12 protein-coding genes are annotated in these 18804 nt (G+C 43.5%); 6 read left to right on the top strand and 6 right to left on the bottom strand.

Annotated features, from left to right (window positions below; translation table 11 throughout):
- Nucleotides 1–17 precede the first annotated feature (17 nt).
- Genes nagB through OQ279_RS10370 form a run of 6 tightly spaced genes read left to right on the top strand, consistent with a single transcriptional unit; the run spans nucleotide 18 to nucleotide 11097 of the window.
- Nucleotides 18–1937, top strand: coding sequence for a glucosamine-6-phosphate deaminase (gene nagB, locus OQ279_RS10395; protein WP_266069826.1), 1920 nt, complete (start codon nucleotides 18–20; stop codon nucleotides 1935–1937).
- A 1-nt stretch (nucleotide 1938) separates the two neighbouring features.
- On the top strand, nucleotides 1939–2862 hold the full coding sequence (locus tag OQ279_RS10390; RefSeq protein WP_266069825.1) for an N-acetylmuramoyl-L-alanine amidase: 924 nt from the start codon (nucleotides 1939–1941) through the stop codon (nucleotides 2860–2862).
- A gap of 3 nt (nucleotides 2863–2865) precedes the next feature.
- On the top strand, nucleotides 2866–4647 hold the full coding sequence (locus tag OQ279_RS10385; RefSeq protein WP_266069824.1) for an exo-beta-N-acetylmuramidase NamZ domain-containing protein: 1782 nt from the start codon (nucleotides 2866–2868) through the stop codon (nucleotides 4645–4647).
- Nucleotides 4648–4662: 15 nt separating this feature from the next.
- On the top strand, nucleotides 4663–6501 hold the full coding sequence (locus tag OQ279_RS10380; protein ID WP_266069823.1) for an outer membrane protein assembly factor BamB family protein: 1839 nt from the start codon (nucleotides 4663–4665) through the stop codon (nucleotides 6499–6501).
- A gap of 6 nt (nucleotides 6502–6507) precedes the next feature.
- On the top strand, nucleotides 6508–10284 hold the full coding sequence (locus OQ279_RS10375; protein WP_266069822.1) for a phosphodiester glycosidase family protein: 3777 nt from the start codon (nucleotides 6508–6510) through the stop codon (nucleotides 10282–10284).
- A gap of 15 nt (nucleotides 10285–10299) precedes the next feature.
- On the top strand, nucleotides 10300–11097 hold the full coding sequence (locus tag OQ279_RS10370) for an endonuclease/exonuclease/phosphatase family protein (protein ID WP_266069821.1): 798 nt from the start codon (nucleotides 10300–10302) through the stop codon (nucleotides 11095–11097).
- Between the two features lie 138 nt (nucleotides 11098–11235).
- Here OQ279_RS10370 and OQ279_RS10365 read toward each other — a convergent pair whose 3' ends face one another.
- From OQ279_RS10365 to OQ279_RS10340, 6 genes are all read right to left on the bottom strand, one after another.
- Nucleotides 11236–12141 carry a serine hydrolase gene (locus OQ279_RS10365; RefSeq protein ID WP_266069820.1) on the bottom strand — a complete coding sequence of 302 codons (906 nt, stop codon included), beginning with the start codon at nucleotides 12139–12141 and terminating at the stop codon, nucleotides 11236–11238.
- A gap of 74 nt (nucleotides 12142–12215) precedes the next feature.
- Nucleotides 12216–13442 (bottom strand): C40 family peptidase, encoded by a 1227-nt coding sequence (locus OQ279_RS10360; protein WP_266069819.1) that lies wholly within the window; start codon nucleotides 13440–13442, stop codon nucleotides 12216–12218.
- Between the two features lie 59 nt (nucleotides 13443–13501).
- On the bottom strand, nucleotides 13502–14482 hold the full coding sequence (locus OQ279_RS10355; protein ID WP_266069818.1) for an aldo/keto reductase: 981 nt from the start codon (nucleotides 14480–14482) through the stop codon (nucleotides 13502–13504).
- Nucleotides 14479–15510 carry a dipeptide epimerase gene (locus OQ279_RS10350; protein WP_266069817.1) on the bottom strand — a complete coding sequence of 344 codons (1032 nt, stop codon included), beginning with the start codon at nucleotides 15508–15510 and terminating at the stop codon, nucleotides 14479–14481. Before OQ279_RS10350 ends, OQ279_RS10355 begins: the two co-directional genes overlap by 4 nt.
- A 4-nt stretch (nucleotides 15511–15514) precedes the next feature.
- The gene (locus tag OQ279_RS10345; protein WP_266069816.1) at nucleotides 15515–17323 is read right to left on the bottom strand and encodes a glycoside hydrolase family 9 protein; all 1809 of its coding nucleotides are present in this window, start codon (nucleotides 17321–17323) and stop codon (nucleotides 15515–15517) included.
- 28 nt (nucleotides 17324–17351) lie between these two features.
- Nucleotides 17352–18791 carry a sodium:solute symporter gene (locus OQ279_RS10340; RefSeq protein WP_266069815.1) on the bottom strand — a complete coding sequence of 480 codons (1440 nt, stop codon included), beginning with the start codon at nucleotides 18789–18791 and terminating at the stop codon, nucleotides 17352–17354.
- Between the last annotated feature and the right edge of the window lie 13 nt (nucleotides 18792–18804).

The raw sequence follows: 18804 nt of genomic DNA, 5'->3' as shown, positions 1-18804 counted from the left end.
ATACCTCTACAAATACTATGGCAAGATTAAATCTTCTTGAAGAAACACGTTTTGAAAAAGTCCCCGTTAGTGTCTATGACAATGCACATATAGCCTCCCTTAAAGTTGCCAATCGCATTGCTAACCTGATAAAAAGAAAGCAGGATCGGGGAGAAATGGCTGTGTTAGGCCTGGCAACTGGAGCTACTCCGGTACAGGTTTATGAAGAACTGGTTCGCCGTCACAAAGAAGACGGCCTTAGTTTCCAAAATGTCATCACCTTTAACCTTGACGAGTACTACCCCATGAATCCCGAGTCACGGCAGAGTTACGTGACTTTTATGAAAGAAAACCTCTTTGATCATATTGATATCAAAAAGGAGAACATCCATATTCCCGATGGTACACTTGAAAAAGAAGAGATTGCAGATTTCTGTATTGCATATGAGAACCAAATAGAAGCACTGGGAGGGTTAGACTTACAAATTCTGGGGATAGGTAGAACCGGGCATATAGGTTTCAATGAACCAGGATCGGCCCCTAACTCCGGAACAAGGCTTGTAACGTTAGATGATCTTACCAGGCGGGATGCGTCACGGGATTTTGGGGGAAAAGAAAATGTTCCAACAAAAGCCATCACGATGGGAATTGGAACCATTTTTAAGGCAAAGGAAATTATCCTTATGGCCTGGAACAGGAAAAAAGCCTCTATCATTAAAAAAGCTGTAGAAGGAGAAATTTCAGGCGAGGTCCCTGCCACTTACCTGCAGCTTTCAGAAAATACTGAGTTTGTCCTCGATCAAGATGCCGCTGCCGAACTAACCCGTTTTAACACTCCGTGGCTTGTAAAAGACTGTAGCTGGGATGATGAGCTTATTCGCAAAGCAGTCATCTGGCTGTCGGAAGAAGTCAATAAACCCATCCTGAAGTTGACCGATGAAGATTACAACACTCACGGAATGGCACAGTTGGCTACAGAAAAAGGACCAGCCTATAACATAAATATCAACGTCTTTAATCAGCTGCAGCACACTATTACGGGATGGCCGGGTGGAAAACCCAATGCCGACGATTCACAGCGCCCCGAAAGAGCTGAACCTGCTCAAAAACGCTCCCTTATTTTCTCCCCTCATCCAGATGATGATGTGATCTCTATGGGAGGTACTTTTATTAGACTGGTAGATCAGGGACATGATGTGCACGTGGCTTATCAAACCTCCGGAAATACTGCCGTTTGGGACACCGACGTTTTGCGTTATGTGGAATTTGCGATTGACTTCAACAAAAGTATTGGAGAAGACAGTAGCAAACTGGAAAAGATCTACGATGAAATGCGGAATTTCCTTAAGACGAAGCAGCCAAACCAATTAGACCTTCCTGAAATAAGGGATGTAAAAGGGTTTATAAGAAAGACAGAAGCTATCGCAGGAGCACGTTATGCAGGATTGCAAGATGACAATATCCACTTTATGGCACTCCCTTTCTATGAAACCGGAAAAACGGTGAAAAACCCTCCTACAGATGAAGATGTGAGAATTACCATGGACTTGCTGAAGAAAGTAAAACCACACCAGGTTTTTGCAGCAGGAGATTTTGCCGATCCACACGGTACCCACCTGGTATGTTTTAATATTGTGGTAGAAGCCTTAAAGCGACTAAAAGAAACTGAAGACTGGATCAAAGATACCTGGCTATGGTTGTACCGTGGTGCATGGCATGAATTTGAAACTCATGAAGTTCAAATGGCAGTTCCTTTATCACCTCAGGAAGTGCAAAGAAAACGCGATGCCATCTTTCAGCACCAGTCACAAAAAGACCGTCCTGTATTCCCCGGAGATGATGAAAGAGAATTCTGGCAAAGAGCCGAAGATAGAAATCGTGAAACAGCAAAGGCTTACCACAAGTTAGGCCTTGCAAATTACGAAGCCATGGAAGCCTTTGTCAAGTGGCAGTTTTAAGATGAGAAAAAATCATTTAATGTGGGTTGGTACCCTCCTGTTATCCCTACTAATAGGTTGCGGTACCAACCCTTATTCAAAAACCAACCGCGCACATAAAAAGCAGGCCCGGGAATATGCACGGAATTTAAAAACATTTCCGCAGCAACATTCAGACGACACACTGCTGGATTATGGCCCCTATCCTGTTGGCACTACGAATTTTAGTCTGCGAAAACCAAATTACGTGATCATTCATCACACCGCACAAAATTCTGTTGACCATACCTTAAAAACCTTTACCCTTCGCCGCACTTCTGTAAGTTCTCACTACGTTATTGGTCGTGACGGTGAAATATACCAAATGCTCAACGATTTTTACCGCGGGTGGCATGCTGGCGCAGGGAAATGGGGTAATGATACAGATCTTAACTCCTCCTCTATTGGTATAGAACTAGATAATAATGGCTTTGAACCCTTTGCCGATGCTCAAATTGAAAGCCTTATAGAGTTATTGAGTGTTCTTAAAGAAAGACACAACATACCCACACCAAATTTTATTGGTCACGCAGATATTGCCCCCGGCAGAAAAGTAGATCCAAACCCTAATTTTCCTTGGGAGAAATTGGCTAAAAAAGGTTTTGGCCACTGGTATGATGATATTGAGGTGGAACCAAAAGTAATTGGAGACAGCCTTGTACCGGTAAATAAGATCAGGGAGATTGATCTTAATGGAAGTGAAATTGCGCAAGAAGGTAAAAAAACAGATTCCCTTCACCTAACAATAGATCCAAAACTCGCCCTGCGGGTAATTGGTTATGATGTTAGTGATTTAGATGCAGCTATTCAATCTTTCAAGATCCATTTTATTCAAAAGGACATCAATTCTGAATTAACAGACGAGGACCTTAAGATCCTTTATAATCTTTATCAAAAATACCTTTAAAAAATGCGATTTCAAGCTCTCTTTTTTGCCTTAGTGGTTCAACTCCTTCTTAGTAACTCTGCCACAGCGCAAATAGAGGTAGAAGGTATAGACATTATAACCCGAAAGGAATGGCAGGCCAACCCTCCAAAAATGGAAGTTATCCGGCACATTCCCCGCATGATCACTATTCACCACACGGGCACATTCCAGAATAAAGATCGCAGTACTTCAGAAAAGTTACAGGCCCTTCAGAAGTTTTCTTACAGTGAAGGAGCTTTGGGGGACGGAACACCTAAAAAGCCGTGGCCCGATGTACCCTATCATTTTTACATTGGTGTTGATGGCAGTGTAGCTGAAGGAAGGGAACTTGAGTATCAGGGAGATTCCAATACCAATTATAACCTCAACGGCCATGCATTGGTTGTGGTAGAGGGAAATTTCAACCAGGAAAAGATCAACGACAAACAAGTAAAGAATCTCGAAAAACTTGTACTGGCTATAGCTGAGAAATATAAAATCCCTGCAGAAGCTATTTCAGGACACAAAGATCAGGCAGAGACTACCTGCCCGGGCACAGACCTCTACCGGCTGTTGCCTGCGCTTAGAAAAAAGGTGGAGGACTTACACAATCCCCGGGTAAAAATTGGGGCCGAGCAACTTTTATCTCCGGCCTTTGCTCACCTGGTAAAAGGAAAAAGAGTGGGGCTGGTTACAAATCATACCGGATTATTACCTGATGGCACTCACCTTATCGACTTGTTGAATGACCATCCAGATGTTGAATTAAATATACTCTTTGGCCCCGAGCATGGATTGAGAGGTGAAGAAGATACTCATGTTGCCAATGGCACAGACAACAAAACAGGACTCCCTATTATTTCTCTCTACGGAAAAACACGGAAACCCACTCCCGAAATGCTAGAGCAGGTAGATGTGGTTGTATTTGATATTCAGGATATAGGAGCCAGATATTATACCTATATTAAAACTATGCTCCTGGTACAGGAAGCAGCTGCCGAAAATGACAAATCTTTCATTGTTCTTGACCGTCCCAATGCTATTTCCGCCACTTATGTTGATGGGCCGGTGGGCAAAGCACTTGATGCGGAAAAAGGTATAGGTGTTATTCCTGTTACTCACGGAATGACGATAGGAGAACTCGCCATGATGTACAATGGTGAAAGGGAAGAAAAAGGTTTAAAAAAGGCAAATTTAACAGTGGTTCCCCTTCAGAATTATAAAAGGAATCAGTGGTATGACGAAACAGGATTACCGTGGGTAAAGCCTTCTCCCAATATGCTCACGCTGCAAACAGCAGTAGTCTATCCCGCTACCTGCCTCCTTGAAGGCACAGAATATTCTGAAGCGCGTGGTACTATCTATCCATTTGAACGTATTGGGGCACCATGGGTAAAAGGCCGGGAATTAGCCGATCAATTGAACAGTTATAAATTAAAAGGCGTTGATTTTCGCCCCGTCATGTTTATGCCCGACAGTATCGTTGACGGAATTAAGATCTATCCTCCAAAATTTCTGGGAGAGCAGGTAAATGGTGTGGAAATGCTCGTAACAGACCGTGACATTTTTAAATCGACCGAAGCCGGTGTCTATATTCTGCATGCTCTAAAAACCCTTCATCCTGAAAAAATGGCGTGGCGGCAACCTCGTCTCGACGGACTTTTAGGAACTTCTGAAGTGCGTGAGATGCTCGACGCAGGAAATTCACCTGAAGAGATTATTGCGCAATGGAAAAATGGCCTGGAAAGCTTCAGGCAAAAAAGAGCCCAATACCTACTGTACTAACTTTAAACTACTGGAATGAAAAAGATCTTCTTCGGAATTCTATTCTTCTTCAACCTTTGCCTGCAGGCGCAGGAATTTAAATTCGCTTTTGTAACCGATACCCATATTGGCTCCCCAAATGGCGTGGCCGAAGAAGATCTGCAAAGAACAGTGGAAGACATCAACAGCCTTGAAGGCCTGGATTTCGTTCTGCTCACCGGTGATATTACCGAAATGGGAACCGATGAAGAAATTGAACTTGCTAAAAGTATTATAGATAAGCTGGAAATTCCATGGTACATCCTGCCCGGAAATCATGACACCGGCTGGTCAGAATCTGGCGGAGTGAGTTTTATCCGTGAATTTGGATATGACAAATTTGTGTTTGAGCACAAAGGCTTTAAGTTCATAGGTAATGCTTCGGGTCCTTATGTAAGAATGTCCGACGGGCATATTCCACGAGATGCCATTGTTTGGCTGGACAAAGTACTTGAGGAGACTCCCACGGATCAACCTATCATCTTCGTTAACCATTATCCGCTAGATAACAGCCTTGACAACTGGTATGAAGCCATAGACCGGCTGAAAAATTACAATACACAATTTGCCATTTGCGGCCATGGACACAGGAATAAAGCCCTCGATTTTGAAGGTATTCCAGGAACTATGGGAAGGTCAAATCTTCGGGCCGGGCAGGAAGTGGGCGGATATAACATTGTAGAAATAACTTCCGAAAATGCCATTTTTAGAGAGCGTACTCCCGGAGGCGAAACTGCTACTGCATGGCGGGAAATTCCCCTTGGCAATAGAGATTTTCAAAATGACAACATCTATGAAAGACCTTCTTATGCCGTGAATGATTCTTTCCCGCAGGTTCAAAAGAAATGGGAGTACCATTCCGATGCCAATGTGATTTCCACTCCGGCATATATTGATGGAATGGTGATCTTTGGCAACAGCACCGGTAAAGTAGAAGCCCTTTCTGAAGCAACAGGAAAAATCGTGTGGAGCTTTGAGACTGAAGGCGGAATATTCTCTTCTCCTGCCATCTTCCGTAATACAGTGATCTTTGGATCTGGCGACGGAAATATTTATTCCCTCAAAGCAGCTTCTGGAAAACTTAATTGGAAAACAAAAACAGAACATTCAGTTTTGGGCTCGCCTATTGTTGAAGACGGTGTTGTTTATATAGGTGGAAGTGATGGAAAATTTCGTGCGCTAAATGCTAAAACAGGTGCCGAAAAATGGGTTTTTGAAGGCCTCAATGGCCCGGTTGTTTCCACGCCTCTTATCTATAAAGACCAGGTGATCTTTGGTGCCTGGGACAGGAATCTTTACGCGCTTAATAAAGAAACCGGGACCCTCAACTGGAAATGGAACAATGATTCGCCAAACCGCATGTTTTCCCCTGCCATGGTTATTCCAGTAGCACAAGACGGAGTGGTGTATATTGTGGCTCCAGACAGGTATCTTTCTGCTATAGATGCAAATTCAGGAAAAACGCTTTGGAGAACCAATGAAGCTACAGTAAGAGAATCCCTGGGAATTTCAAAAGATGGAAAACGCCTTTTTGGAAAGACTATGAATGATGATGTGGTAATCTTTGCTACTGAAAAAGAGGAACCAAAATTGCTTAAAAGGATCAATGCCAAATTTGGCTATGATCACGTGCCTTCCATGCTTTTTGAACAGGATGGGCAAATCATATTTGGTACCAGAAATGGCGTTGTATACAGCCTCAATACCACAACCGAAGCAATAAACTGGAAATATAAGATCGACCATTCTATGGTTAACAGCATTAGAGTTTTAGACAGCAATAGCCTTATCGCATCTACCATGGATGGGAAAGTGGTGATTTTAACCTGGAAATAAAATTACATGTACACAAGATCAATTTCTCTACTCCTCTTCTTCTGGATTGGGATCAATTCCCTTTTTGCGCAGCAAATCAAGCTGGACTGGCAACCCAGGGAAGACCTCAATATCTTGCTTCCGGCTTCAGTTCAAATCTTTGATGGCTTCGGAAGTTTAGCCGATGGTGCCCCGGTGAAAGCAGTATATGCCAAGATTGATCTTAAGGATGAAAACCTGAAATTAAGGGCTATTGGCAGCAACACCCATCGTGAGACCACAAAACAAACTCACGACAACAACAACGGAATACTCTCCATTAACGGCGGATATTTTGCCGCAACCTCATCGGTAAGTGCGCTCATATCTGATGGTGAAATTATAGCTCCCGGCCCCTCGGGAGAGACGCCCAGGGGAGCTTTTGGAATGCTAAACGCCAAGCCACAAATCACCTGGACCTTAGCTTCAGAAGATAAAATCCCGTTTAATATTTTACTCCCAGAGGGAAAGAGAGGAAAAGCCTTTTCGGCCACCCAGGCAGTTGGTGGCGGCCCTGTATTATTAAAAGATGGTAAAATAAATGTAACTACAAAAGAAGAAGGTTTTGGAGGCAGCCACACAATACGGCATCCAAGAACTGCCATTGGCTATGACGGGCAGGAGCATTTAATTATGATGGTTGTAGACGGCAGGCAAAAAGCCAGTGCCGGTGTCACTTTACCCGAACTTGCCATTCTTATGAAAATGACAGGAGCCAAAGAAGCCCTTAATCTTGATGGCGGCGGCTCATCGGCTATGGTAGCAAAGAACGAAGTGGTGAATATTCCGGCCGATATTACGGGCGGCAACCGTAACAGTTTGCGCAAAAATGCAAGTGCGCTTGTGCTTTCCCAAAAACTTCGGGCTAAAGAAAAAGAAATCTTTTACTATGATACTTCCGGTGACAATTATCGCGAATTTGGGCTTTGGAAGAACAGTAACGCCGTGAATTACTACGGAAATACCCCTTCCCGAACAACTTCAGCAGGTCTAAATTACAACAAGGCTATTTATAAGTTTGACAGCCTTCCGCAGAAAAATTACCAGTTGGCAGCCTGGTGGACAGTCAATGAAGAAGAAAACACTTCAAAAGCGGCTTACGTGATACATCATGCCCACAACCGCGATACGGTTTATGTAGATCAAAGCAGCCTTAAAACCCAGGGAAAATGGAACGTTTTAGGAACTTACCAGCTGGGCGCTAAAGATTCGCTTGAGATCATTGGTGCAGGAAAGGAAGGCAGTCTTGTTGCCGATGCAATAAGATTAGTGGCAACAACCAATTCGCCAGTGTTGCCAGCGCGCGGTGATGTGAGAATTGCGGTAATAAGTGATTTGAATTCAGGGCTGGGGGCTGCGAATTATGAGTGGCAGGTAGACAGCATCATCAACAGGATTCCACGCTTATGGCAGCCAGATCTTGTGGTTTGTGGTGGCGACATGGTGGCTGGTATGGGGATTAATGACAGCCTTCTCCTTAAAAAAATGTGGGCAGGTTTTGATGACCATATTGCCCAACCTCTCAAAAATGCCAAAATCCCCTTCGCCTTTACCCTGGGAAATCACGACGGCCCACGCTCCTATAAGCTGGAAAGAGCGATGACAGCCAGGTACTGGAACGACAATTTGCCCAGCCTAAATTTTATTGATAAGACCCACTTTCCTCATTACTATTCATTCGTAAAGGATGGGGTCTTTTTTGTTTCATGGGATGCCTCATCTTCAGAAATTACTTCGGAAAACCTGGCCTGGATGGAGCAGCAATTTGAAACTCCGGAAGCAAAAAATGCCGGTTACAGGTTTGTTTTGGGCCACATGCCGCTCTACAGCGTGGCACAGGAAAGAGACTCTAAAGGAAATGTACTCCAGCAGCCCGAAAAACTGCAAAACCTCCTTGAAAAACATAAGGTTCACACCTACATTAGCGGGCACCAGCACGCCTACTACCCCGGAAAAAGAGGAGACCTGAAATTTTTTAATACCGGAGCGGCAGGATCGGGCGCGCGAGGCTGGCTCACTCTCGAAGATGCACCCGTCAACACGGTTACTATAATGGACATTTTTAAAGAAAATGATTCCATTGCTTACACCACCTACGAGATCAAAACCCCCGATGCCGGTAAGATGAAGATCTTTGATGAAAAGAAGTTGCCAGCTTCAGTTTTTGGGGTGAACGGTCATATTTTGCGGCAGGATGTGGCTGTAAATTCTTCTGCTGAAGGTATATTTAGTCCGGTTTCAACAGCAGAAAAAGCCACTGGTAAAGTTCTTGCAAAAATTAGTTCTAAAAATGTCATTTTTGAAGGTTCCCTCCAGGATCTCTCTGGAAAAGCTGTAGCTGCCGATCTATTTTTGGGCCGCCATACCGAAAAAGGTAAAAAACTGCTTTCCCTTAAGCTGAAATCCCGCCGAAGTGGGGCCAGAATATCGGGAGAGATGCCTGCCAGCCGTGATCTTCAGGAATATTTATCGGTCGGCGCACTATACGTACAGGTAGAGAGCACCTCAGGAACATTTCGTGCACAATTATACCCACAAAATAACCAATTGCCACCGGCGCCTCAAATTACTTCCCATCAGGAAAAGAATATTTACGGGCTGCGTAACCTGGAAGCACTTTACGAACTACAGTGGGAGAAAGTAATTGATCCCGACGGGGATTTTGTTTCCTACAAATATGAAGTCGCTACAGACAGAGGCTTCAAAAATGTCATTTTTCAGCAGTATTCCGGTCGCAGCAACAGCATAAAATTGACCGAGCAGGATTGGTTTAATTTCCTCGGAAATGCTTCGGAAGGGGAACCGGTGAGATTTTACCACAGGGTCACCGCTACAGATGGTAAAAATATAAGCCCGGGACCTGTCGCAGCTTTGCGGCTAATGAAAAGCACACAGCCCCTTGATGACCTTATTGAAGTACCCGCCACAAAACTGAAATTTTCCGGAAAGATCCATCCTTCAGGTGCCGGGTATGGTGCCGAATGGGATCATATGGGAAAGATATGGCTGGCCGATTACAACAGCGGATTGATCATCAAAGACAGCAATGGGGATGATGTTCCTTTTTCCCCTTTAACAGAGGTGAAAATCAACCAGGAAACGTACAACCTGCGACCTGTTAATGGCATTGGAGTAGATAACGACGGAAATATCCTGGTGGGAAGGAACCGGCACCTTATAAAGATCAATGCCAAAACCGGAGAAGGACTTGCAGTATGGGAGGTTCCCGAAGGGAAAAGGGCGATTACCGCACCCAGGGCTTCAGCTTCGGGAGAAATCTATGCAATGTCTTTGTTTGGAGATGACCCTAATTATGTGCTGAAGCAAAGTATAAATGATCCTACGACCTTTGAGCTGGTAAGAACGCTCGAATTGGAAAGCAGGATCCTCTCCCGTACTTTTGATATGGGCCATGATGGAAAAACCCTTTATTTCCCCGATCCGGGCAGCCCCATCATACAGAAATTCAGTTCTGAAGACGGAATTAGTTACAAAAAAGAAAAAGATATTGTTAGTACAGCTTCGGGTTCCAGTGCCATTGAGATCATGGAAGATGGCCGACTCTTTGCAGCGGTGCGGGCAAGTGGTATTGCGCCTTCCACCTTTCATTTTAGAGATGAAAAAGAACAACGTATGTGGACGATCGAACTTCCAGAAGTAGATGGCGCAGAACCCCGCGGAATAGGAGTTTCTCCCGATGGCAAAACCCTTATCTTTTGCAGCTGGGATAAAGGTGGTGGGTTTTATAGATTTGATATTGAATAGGTTGTTTTTGTAATTATGCGTAATCTCTCAATTTTCTTCCTTTTGCTTTTATTTTGTACTGCAGGGAATAGCCAGGAAGCCAGGGAGGAGAAAATGGTGGTAAGCGTTCTTACCTATAATATTCTTCATGGTGCCACTACCAACAGGGACAATAACCTTGATGTGGTTGCTAAAGTGATCAATGAACTACAGCCAGACATCATTGCCCTGCAGGAAGTAGATTTCAGGACCAACAGAGTCGAGAAGCGGGATATTAATACTGAACTGGCACTAAAAACAGGAATGTCTTCCATTTTTGCCAAAGCAATGGATTTTGACGGCGGAGAATACGGACAGTCTCTGTTTTACCGCGGAACATTCCTCGAAACCGGAAAAATAGCGCTACCAGGTGCTCCTGGCAAAGAACCGAGAATCGCTGTTGCTGCAAACATGGTGTTGGGAAGCAGAGACACAATCAGAATTATTGGAACTCATTTAGATCATGTGGAAAACAGCCCTGACCGGTTAGCACAGGCAAAAAGGATCAACTCACTTCTCAAAAATGACAAATTCCCAACCCTTTTAGCCGGTGATCTAAATGACATTCCCGGGAGTGAGACCATCAACATTTTTGAAGAAAGGTGGACGTCAACTTATGACAAAGCAGCTCCAGAATTTACTTTCCCTTCCCACGCACCTGAAAGAAAGATAGATTATATCATGTTTTCTCCTGAAAACAGATGGAAAGTGCTTGAGAAGAAAGTGGTTTGTGATGAAATCGCGTCAGATCATTGTGCCTACCTGGTAGTACTGGAGTTGTTGCCACAGAAATAGAGAGACCCAGGATTCAAAAATCATTTGAATAACCCATGGCTTCAGTCATGGGTATAGAAAGTTACCACCACAGGGGCTTTAGTCCAATAATTTCTGAGCCTGTTATTTGTTCCCTGCTAATTGATCATTGTTTGCTGATCATTGTCTTACATAGGTACCATATTCACTGGCACTCCCAATCCTCCAATAATAGTTGAACAGAATTTTTGACACCTCTTCCATAACCTCTTCGGCTTCCCCGGGAAACTTATAACTTTCCATCATGGCAACGGCATAAGGCCGCTGTTCCAATAGAACAATCGCCCATTCTGTGGAAACTCCGTCAATAAATCCGGGTTTGAAGGCTATTGAAGTGCTTTCGGGGATTCCGGCAGCAAGTCGGCTGTCTTCCCTGCCGGTCGTTTTCAGGATTTCGATGATCTCCTGAGAGACTTCAGAATTAATAAATTTTCTATTGTATAACAACTGAAGGATCTTTGCAGCCTCTCCCGGTGTTGCCAGGTTTTCCTCGCCCCTTGCAGAAGCCGCAGAATTCATCATTTTTCGCTGTAGAAGGGTGTTGTTTACCCCAAGGCTTTTCAGCGTGCTATTGACCTCTGAAATGCCTACCAGATCAATCAGCGCATTGGTGGCAGAGTTATCACTTAGGGCGATCATTAAAATTGCGAGGTTTTTAATGCTTAAAGGTGCAGGATCTTCAAGATGTTTCAGGATCCCGGTACCGCCTACAAGATTTTCTGACTTTACAGGCAAAGGATCGGAAAGGGAAAATTTGCCTTCATTGGCCTGCTTAAAAACTTCCATAAGAACCGGAATTTTTATAGCACTGGCCTGCGGAAACTGAACATCAGGATTCCAGCTGATCTTCTCTCCAGAAGTAAGATCTATGGCTACCAGGCCTGTTATTGCAGGAGAATCGTGAAAAATCTCCTCGAGCTGCTGTTCTGCCTTTTGCTTCAGCATTTTCCGGGTATTTTCCTGGGCAAAAAGTGAGTTTACGCAAAGAAAAGATAGTAATACAAATAACTGGCCGGTGTTTTTCATTCCGAAGTATTTAGAAGTAATATTATAGGCTGAAATTGACAAAAAAAGCGGCCTGAAAAGCCGCTTTTTGAGAGTTATTTTTTGAAGTCTGTATTATCTTCAGTAAAAAGGTCGCTCTGCGCGAGATAGATGATCTTTTCATCATTGGTACCAAGAACTCTCTTGGTGCGCAGATATCGGTTGTAGTTGTATTCATCAAAATCGGTTGCGGTGGTATCAAAATTACTGATATGTACTTCGCCCATTGAATGGATGAATTTGTTATCTCCAATCCACATTCCTACGTGGATGATCCTTTCTGAAGTTGTATCTGTAGCTTTTCTTCCGAAGTAAAGGAGGTCTCCTGCCTTAAGATTCTCAAAGTTCTTCACCGAATCGATCTCCTGCCCTGCTACAATTTGCTGGGATGCATCACGGGGTAAGACCATACCGTTAAGAAAGAAAATGGTTTTGGTGTAGCCGCTGCAATCTACTCCTTTTGGAGAAGTTCCCCCCCACAGATAAGGCACACCCATCATATCTCTTGCTGTTGCGATTAGGTTTTCACCCGTAGGTTCTAAAGTGGTAAGCCATTGCTCATAAGCCTGGGCTTCCTCCTTTTTTACAAAAGCTGTTTTTTCATTTGGGTATTTCACCTCGTAAAATCCTCTATTTTCCCCTACAAGCTCCAGAACATTTCCTGCAACGAGATCTGAAATCACCTGTGAGTCTTCATTAGGCTTTTCATACGAAGATCCTGCAGTGTGCAGATAGATGAGCTTTTCGGTAGCTTTCCATTCGCTCAATTCTTGTGGGGTCATGGGAGTGATTCCGCCGTAATCTACCCAGGCAAGGTAGCCTTCAGGGGTTTGAATATAATACCAGCCACCATCTTTTTTGTAGACTTTTACCGGCATTCCCATAGTAGCCTGCGTAACTAATTCCGCAGAATGTGTAGGCTTTGAGCGGAGATTGGCTACAGAGATCTTCACCACCCCTTCTGTCTTTCCTTCTAAATCGGCTGAAGGCAACAGGGCTATACTGTCATTATAAGCTATTTTTTGAGCGTCCAATTTTTGCTTTAAGGTAGAAACTGCTTCAGGCATGTTGGATTCTCCTTTTAGTACATATACATCTCCCTCCTGCCTGGCTTCTATGTCGAAAAGCGCTACGCGGGAATCAGGTGCATATTCATCTTTAACCTCGGCTATATATTGATCTGCTTCATTTTCTTCGGAAGTTGAAGATTCCCTGTCTTTGCAGGAGTAAAGAGAGACCGAAAGCAGAAGTGCCAAAAAGGTGAAATTTCTAATTGATTTCATAAGTTTAAATTTTATTCATTTCCATTATAACTATTAAATGCTTCTTTCGCGATACACGGTTATCCCTGCTGAATGATCTTCTCCATCAATGAATCTAAATCAGCATTTTTGATCATTTGCAAATCCTCTTCCTGAAGTTGTGTAATGCCCCTGGTGTTCTTTTCTGCCTGCTCTGCTGTTCTTATTCCGGGAATTACTGTAGAGATTTCTGAATGGCTTAGTATAAAGCTCATGGCAAGTTCAGTCTTGGTGAGGCCGTACTTTTCACATAGGGGCAAAATATCTTTCATCCCTTTTTTATAAGCGTCGATCACTTCCAGAGTAAGCCTTTTATTCCTGTGATCATTTTTGGGGAATTCTGCGCCTGTATCAAACTTTCCGGTAAGCAGGCCAAACTGCAAAGGCATGCGTGCAATGATCCCATAGCCTGCTTCAGAAGCCTTTTTTGTTAGCGGCAGGGCTTTTTGGTTGATCATATTTAAAACCAATTGAAAACCGCTGCCCAGCTTATTCTCCATCAAATATTCTGCCTCAGGGTTTGGTTCATAAGTATTAAGGGACAATCCCCAATACCTGATCTTTCCTTGTTTTTGCAACATTTGCATGGCTTCAGTACATTCACCATCCTGTAAATTAGAAAGCCCGGCACTATGCAATTGATAATAATCTATAGTCTCCCGCCTAAGCCTTTTTAAACTGGCTTCACAAGCTTTTATAATGTGATCTTTAGAATAATCTGTTCCAAACTGGCCACTGCGGGCAACATTTCCGGCTTTTGAAGCAATAATTACTTCTTCCCGGTTACCCAGAGTTTTACCAATCAATTCTTCGGAATGGCCCAACCCATAGATGTCGGCCGTATCAAAGAAATTAATTCCTCTGTCAAGAGCCTTAAAAATGGCATTTTTGGAGGTCTGGTCATCTGCTTCTCCCCAACCTATGGCTGTATCTCCAACCATGGCGCCACCCCCTATTGCCCAGGCTCCAAAACCTACTTCACTAACATAAAGATCTGTATTTCCAAATTGACGCAGCTTCATAAGCTCAGTTTTAGATTCTCGTAGAGTTCTACCCCGGTGCCATTCCTGTCGGGAAAATGGGTTTTGCCATCATAAACTTTTACACCGTGGGCAATGTCATTTTTGATAAGCATTCCGCCATCCATATCCACATAATCCAGTAAAGGTAGTAAATGGCCAATTGCCGAAATTCCCACAGTAGATTCTGTCATGCAGCCCACCATGATCTTTAGTCCTAAAGCTCTCCCGCGGGCTATCATACGCCGGGCTGGCGTTAAGCCGCCACACTTGGTGAGTTTAATGTTGATCCCGTGAAAGTAACGGGCGCACTTATCTACATCGGCTTCAGTAATACAGCTTTCGTCGGCAATAACAGGTAAAACTGACTTTTCATAAACTTCAGCCATGCCTTTCTCATCTTTAGCCGGAAGTGGTTGTTCCAGGAACTCCACCCCAAGATCCTTCAGCAAAACTGAATTTTCAATGGCTTGTGCAGCAGTCCAGGCGGCATTGGCATCTACCCTAAAAATGGCATCCGTATGCTTCCGAAGCTCTTTTACAAGCTCCACATCATGGTCGGTCCCCAATTTGATCTTATAAAGCGGCCACGGAAATTCCTGAATCTTCTGCACCATTTTTTCCGCAGTATCGATCCCAATAGTATAATTGGAAAGCGGAATATTCTCAAGAGAGAGCCCCCACATCTTATAAAGCGGCAAATTATTCCTTTTTCCATGCAGGTCGTGCATTGCGATATCGAGCGCACATTGCGCAAAGGAATTGTCTTTAAGAAAAGGTGCTGTGATCTCCCACAGTGCTTCAGGCGATTTATGTAAGTTCTCTAAAATGACATTTTCGAGAGACAATATTTTCTTGGCCATGCCTTCGACAGTAACGCCGTAATAGGAGGTTGCCGCAGCCTCTCCATAGCCTGTGTATTTCCCGTCGCTTAGCTCCACGATGAGCGTTGGCTGAAAATCCCTCGAGGTATGACTTATCCTAAAGGTGTTCTTAAGCTCCAGATTATAAGCATGAGTCTTTAAATACATCTCGTTACTCCTTTTGTGGCTCCCCAAAATAAGCCATCATAAAAATAGCTCCTGCAGTTCCATCCATAGTGGGTTCATTGGTAGAATAATCTCCAAAATCATCATGGTAAACTACAAAATCATTTTGAAAATGGCTGAATTCGTCGGGTTCTGCAAGGTGGAGCCCGGTTAAACTATTATAAACCGAAGCATAGACAGGTCCATCTACCAATCCTCCCGGAACTTCTTTTTTGGTAAGAAACCAGACGCTGGTATGCACATCTTCGGGATATTCGCCGGTTTCAGGAATATTCATGAACATGGAGGTGCCCCAGGGATTTCTTCCTAAAAGCCAGTCGCGTTGTGCCAGCATAAAATCGTGGTACTGACTGTCTCCAGTCATTTTCTCGTACAGGATAATTTGTGTGGTAAGTGCTACCGCCAGATTGTTGGAGCACCAGATAAAAGGCACACCTATCTGGAAGGCATTTTTGGCACCTCTTTCCAGCGCATGCTCAATTCCGGTACGGTAGTATCCTGCCAGTTCATTTTTTGTTTCTTGATCTACATGCTCATAAAGGGCAAAATGACCAACATTGATAAATGGATAATAACGATAATGTTCAGCATCCTCTTTGTCTGTCCAAGAAACCGTATTGGCTAAGCGTGCATAACGTTTGGCGTCTTCTAAAAATTCCTGATCTTCGGTGTTTTTGAAGAGTTCGGCCGCACCCCATTCCATATCATCTGCCCAGGTATCTTCATTGTACCGATAAGGGGAGCCATAAGAATTTCCCTGTTGGTACCCTTCCTGCTCTTTTCCCATCGCATATAGTTCCAAGGCTGCATTTTCACATTTTTGGGCGAACACAGGATCATTGAGTTCTTCTCTCCAAATTCTGGCAGCAATGGCCATGGCAGCAGCCGATCTACCGGCTAAATTTGCTATTCCTGTAGCTTTGCTTTTATGTTCTCTTAGACCTTGTGGTTTTCCATTTGCAAAGTAGGCCACACGATAACTGTTGGGGCCCCAGCCATAATCTGAAGAATCTTTATCGGGCCACTTCATCCCCAGGTGATCGCGATCGTCGGCGACCTGGTGAAAAAGCATATCGGGGCCGGCATGCATTTTATGGATCCAGTCCAGCCCCCATTTGGCTTCATCAAGCACATCGGGGATTCCGTTTGGCTGCTCCTGCCCCAGTTCATTTACTTTATCACCAAATTTATCGGGGGCCAGTTCATAAGCTTTCAGCATCCTGGCGGTAGCATTGCTGGACGTAATAAGGTATTTTAACTGATCGCCTGCATCATGCCAGCCGCCGCTAACATCTACAAAAGTAGAATCGGGCATGGGACCGTACATGGTCCTGCCATCACGCTGATGACAAACCATCTCAAGAAATGGATTGTAACCGCAGCGCTGCTGTCTCATAAACCCAATGAGATCTTCATGGTAATCTTTATAAGAATGCTCCCGCCCAATCCCAAAACTTTTGGAACGGTTATTATTAACTTTAATAAAATATTTCCCGGGAGTTTTTACTTCAGAAAAATCAAGGCTGTAGTAATGAGAAAATGTTCCCCAGGCTTTTACTTCTGAAGGAACTATTTTTCCGCGGAAAATTTTCTTGCCTGTTTCGGCATCATAAAGATTGAAGTTACCTTTCACTGAAGCTTCAGAAAAAGCAATAGCCACTTTTGTATCTGCTGTGAGATAACCCGCCTGGTTAACCCTAATAAATATACTGTCATCCTTTATTTTCGAAGCAAATGAAACTGAAGAAATGAATAACAGAAGGCTAACAATTGTCAATGATTTTATTGGTCTCATTTTTTCACATTTTAAGGATGTTATGAGTTTAAGTACGCTTCTTTAAAAGGAATAGTCCAAAACAGGTTATGGCCGCATTGACCAGCAAGATTTCAAAACCAAATTTATATCCATTAAACCAGGCCGTAGAATTTACATCGAGCAGGACCGAAAGTAACGGGGCAGCAATACAAACCAAAGGCACAAATTTATCCTTCACTTTTACTTTGGTGAGCAAACCGAAGGTAAATAACCCGAGGAGCGGACCATAAGTAAATCCTGCTACTTTAAATACTGAGTTTACAACACTACTGTCGTTCACCTCATTGAAAGCGACAATTACACAGAACATGAGGAGTGTAAAGCCAATATGCACCAATAGCCTTGTCTTTTTCTGATTTTCCTGCTTACGTTTGGGAATGTCTAAAATATCAACACAAAAGGAGGTGGTTAGCGCCGTTAATGCAGAATCGGCACTGGAAAAAGCTGCAGCCACAATACCAAGAAGGAAAACAATACCTGCAAGAACTCCAAAGTGATTAAGTGCTAACATTGGGTACAAATCATCTGTACTCTGTGGGATCTCAAGCCCCTGATCTAATGCAAATTTGTAAAGCAATACTCCGAGTGCGAGGAACAGTACTGTAGAAAAGAAGAAGGTAAGAGAGAACCAAAAGATGTTCTTTTGAGCATCGGAGGTTTTTTCAATAGTCAAATTCTTTTGCATCACATTTTGATCCAACCCATTCATGGCGATGGTGATAAATATCCCGGCGAGAAAGGTTTTAAAGAAATTACGATCAGACTTCCAGTTCCAGTCAAAAATGGTTGACATATCGCTGTTTGACACCACATCTATAACCCTTGCAGGCCCCAGGTTCATCTGGTCCATGATCATATAAATACTGATGAGAACTGCCAGAAGTAAAAAGGTGGTTTGCAGGGTATCTGTCCACACAATAGTCTTTATCCCTCCTCTAAAAGTGTAAAGCCATATAAGGGTGATCGTGACAAAGACCGTAACATAAAAAGGAATACCAAAGGCGTCAAAAAAGGCAATTTGGAGCACCAGTGCTGCCAGGAATAATCTAAATGAAGCGCCAATTGTTTGGGAGATCAAAAAGAAGCCAGAGCCTGTGAGATAGGAGTTTTGTCCAAACCTGTCCTGTAAATACTGATAAATGGAAACCAGCCGAAGCCTATAAAAAAGCGGAATTAAAACAAGAGCAATGATGGCATAGCCCACCATATTTCCCATTACAAATTGCAGGTATGTCCATCCAGAATTTCCAACTTCCCCGGGAACCGAAATAAAAGTAACCCCAGATAAAGATGCTCCTACCATTCCAAAAGCTACAAGGAACCATGGGGATTGCCTATTGGCGGTAAAGAAGGTAGAATTATCGGCTTTTTGAGAGGTGAAATGACTAATTGCCATCAACAGCAGGAAGTATCCCAAAATGATACCAAAGACCAGGAGGGGTGTCATAGGTTTGAATTAA

It is taken from the genome of Salinimicrobium profundisediminis (assembly GCF_026241755.1).
Lineage (GTDB): Bacteria > Bacteroidota > Bacteroidia > Flavobacteriales > Flavobacteriaceae > Salinimicrobium > Salinimicrobium profundisediminis.
Note: the sequence above shows the minus strand (reverse complement) of the source record. Positions and strands in the feature narration are given on the sequence as shown.

Excerpts from the sequence above, each read along its gene's own strand:
- OQ279_RS10360 (WP_266069819.1), bottom strand. The coding sequence starts at position 13,442 with ATGAAATCAATTAGAAATTTCACCTTTTTGGCACTTCTGCTTTCGGTC.
- OQ279_RS10345 (WP_266069816.1), bottom strand. The coding sequence starts at position 17,323 with ATGAGACCAATAAAATCATTGACAATTGTTAGCCTTCTGTTATTCATT.
- OQ279_RS10370 (WP_266069821.1), top strand. The coding sequence starts at position 10,300 with ATGCGTAATCTCTCAATTTTCTTCCTTTTGCTTTTATTTTGTACTGCA.
- OQ279_RS10375 (WP_266069822.1), top strand. The coding sequence starts at position 6,508 with ATGTACACAAGATCAATTTCTCTACTCCTCTTCTTCTGGATTGGGATC.
- OQ279_RS10385 (WP_266069824.1), top strand. The coding sequence starts at position 2,866 with ATGCGATTTCAAGCTCTCTTTTTTGCCTTAGTGGTTCAACTCCTTCTT.
- nagB (WP_266069826.1), top strand. The coding sequence starts at position 18 with ATGGCAAGATTAAATCTTCTTGAAGAAACACGTTTTGAAAAAGTCCCC.
- OQ279_RS10350 (WP_266069817.1), bottom strand. The coding sequence starts at position 15,510 with ATGTATTTAAAGACTCATGCTTATAATCTGGAGCTTAAGAACACCTTT.
- OQ279_RS10355 (WP_266069818.1), bottom strand. The coding sequence starts at position 14,482 with ATGAAGCTGCGTCAATTTGGAAATACAGATCTTTATGTTAGTGAAGTA.
- OQ279_RS10365 (WP_266069820.1), bottom strand. The coding sequence starts at position 12,141 with ATGAAAAACACCGGCCAGTTATTTGTATTACTATCTTTTCTTTGCGTA.
- OQ279_RS10390 (WP_266069825.1), top strand. The coding sequence starts at position 1,939 with ATGAGAAAAAATCATTTAATGTGGGTTGGTACCCTCCTGTTATCCCTA.
- OQ279_RS10380 (WP_266069823.1), top strand. The coding sequence starts at position 4,663 with ATGAAAAAGATCTTCTTCGGAATTCTATTCTTCTTCAACCTTTGCCTG.
- OQ279_RS10340 (WP_266069815.1), bottom strand. The coding sequence starts at position 18,791 with ATGACACCCCTCCTGGTCTTTGGTATCATTTTGGGATACTTCCTGCTG.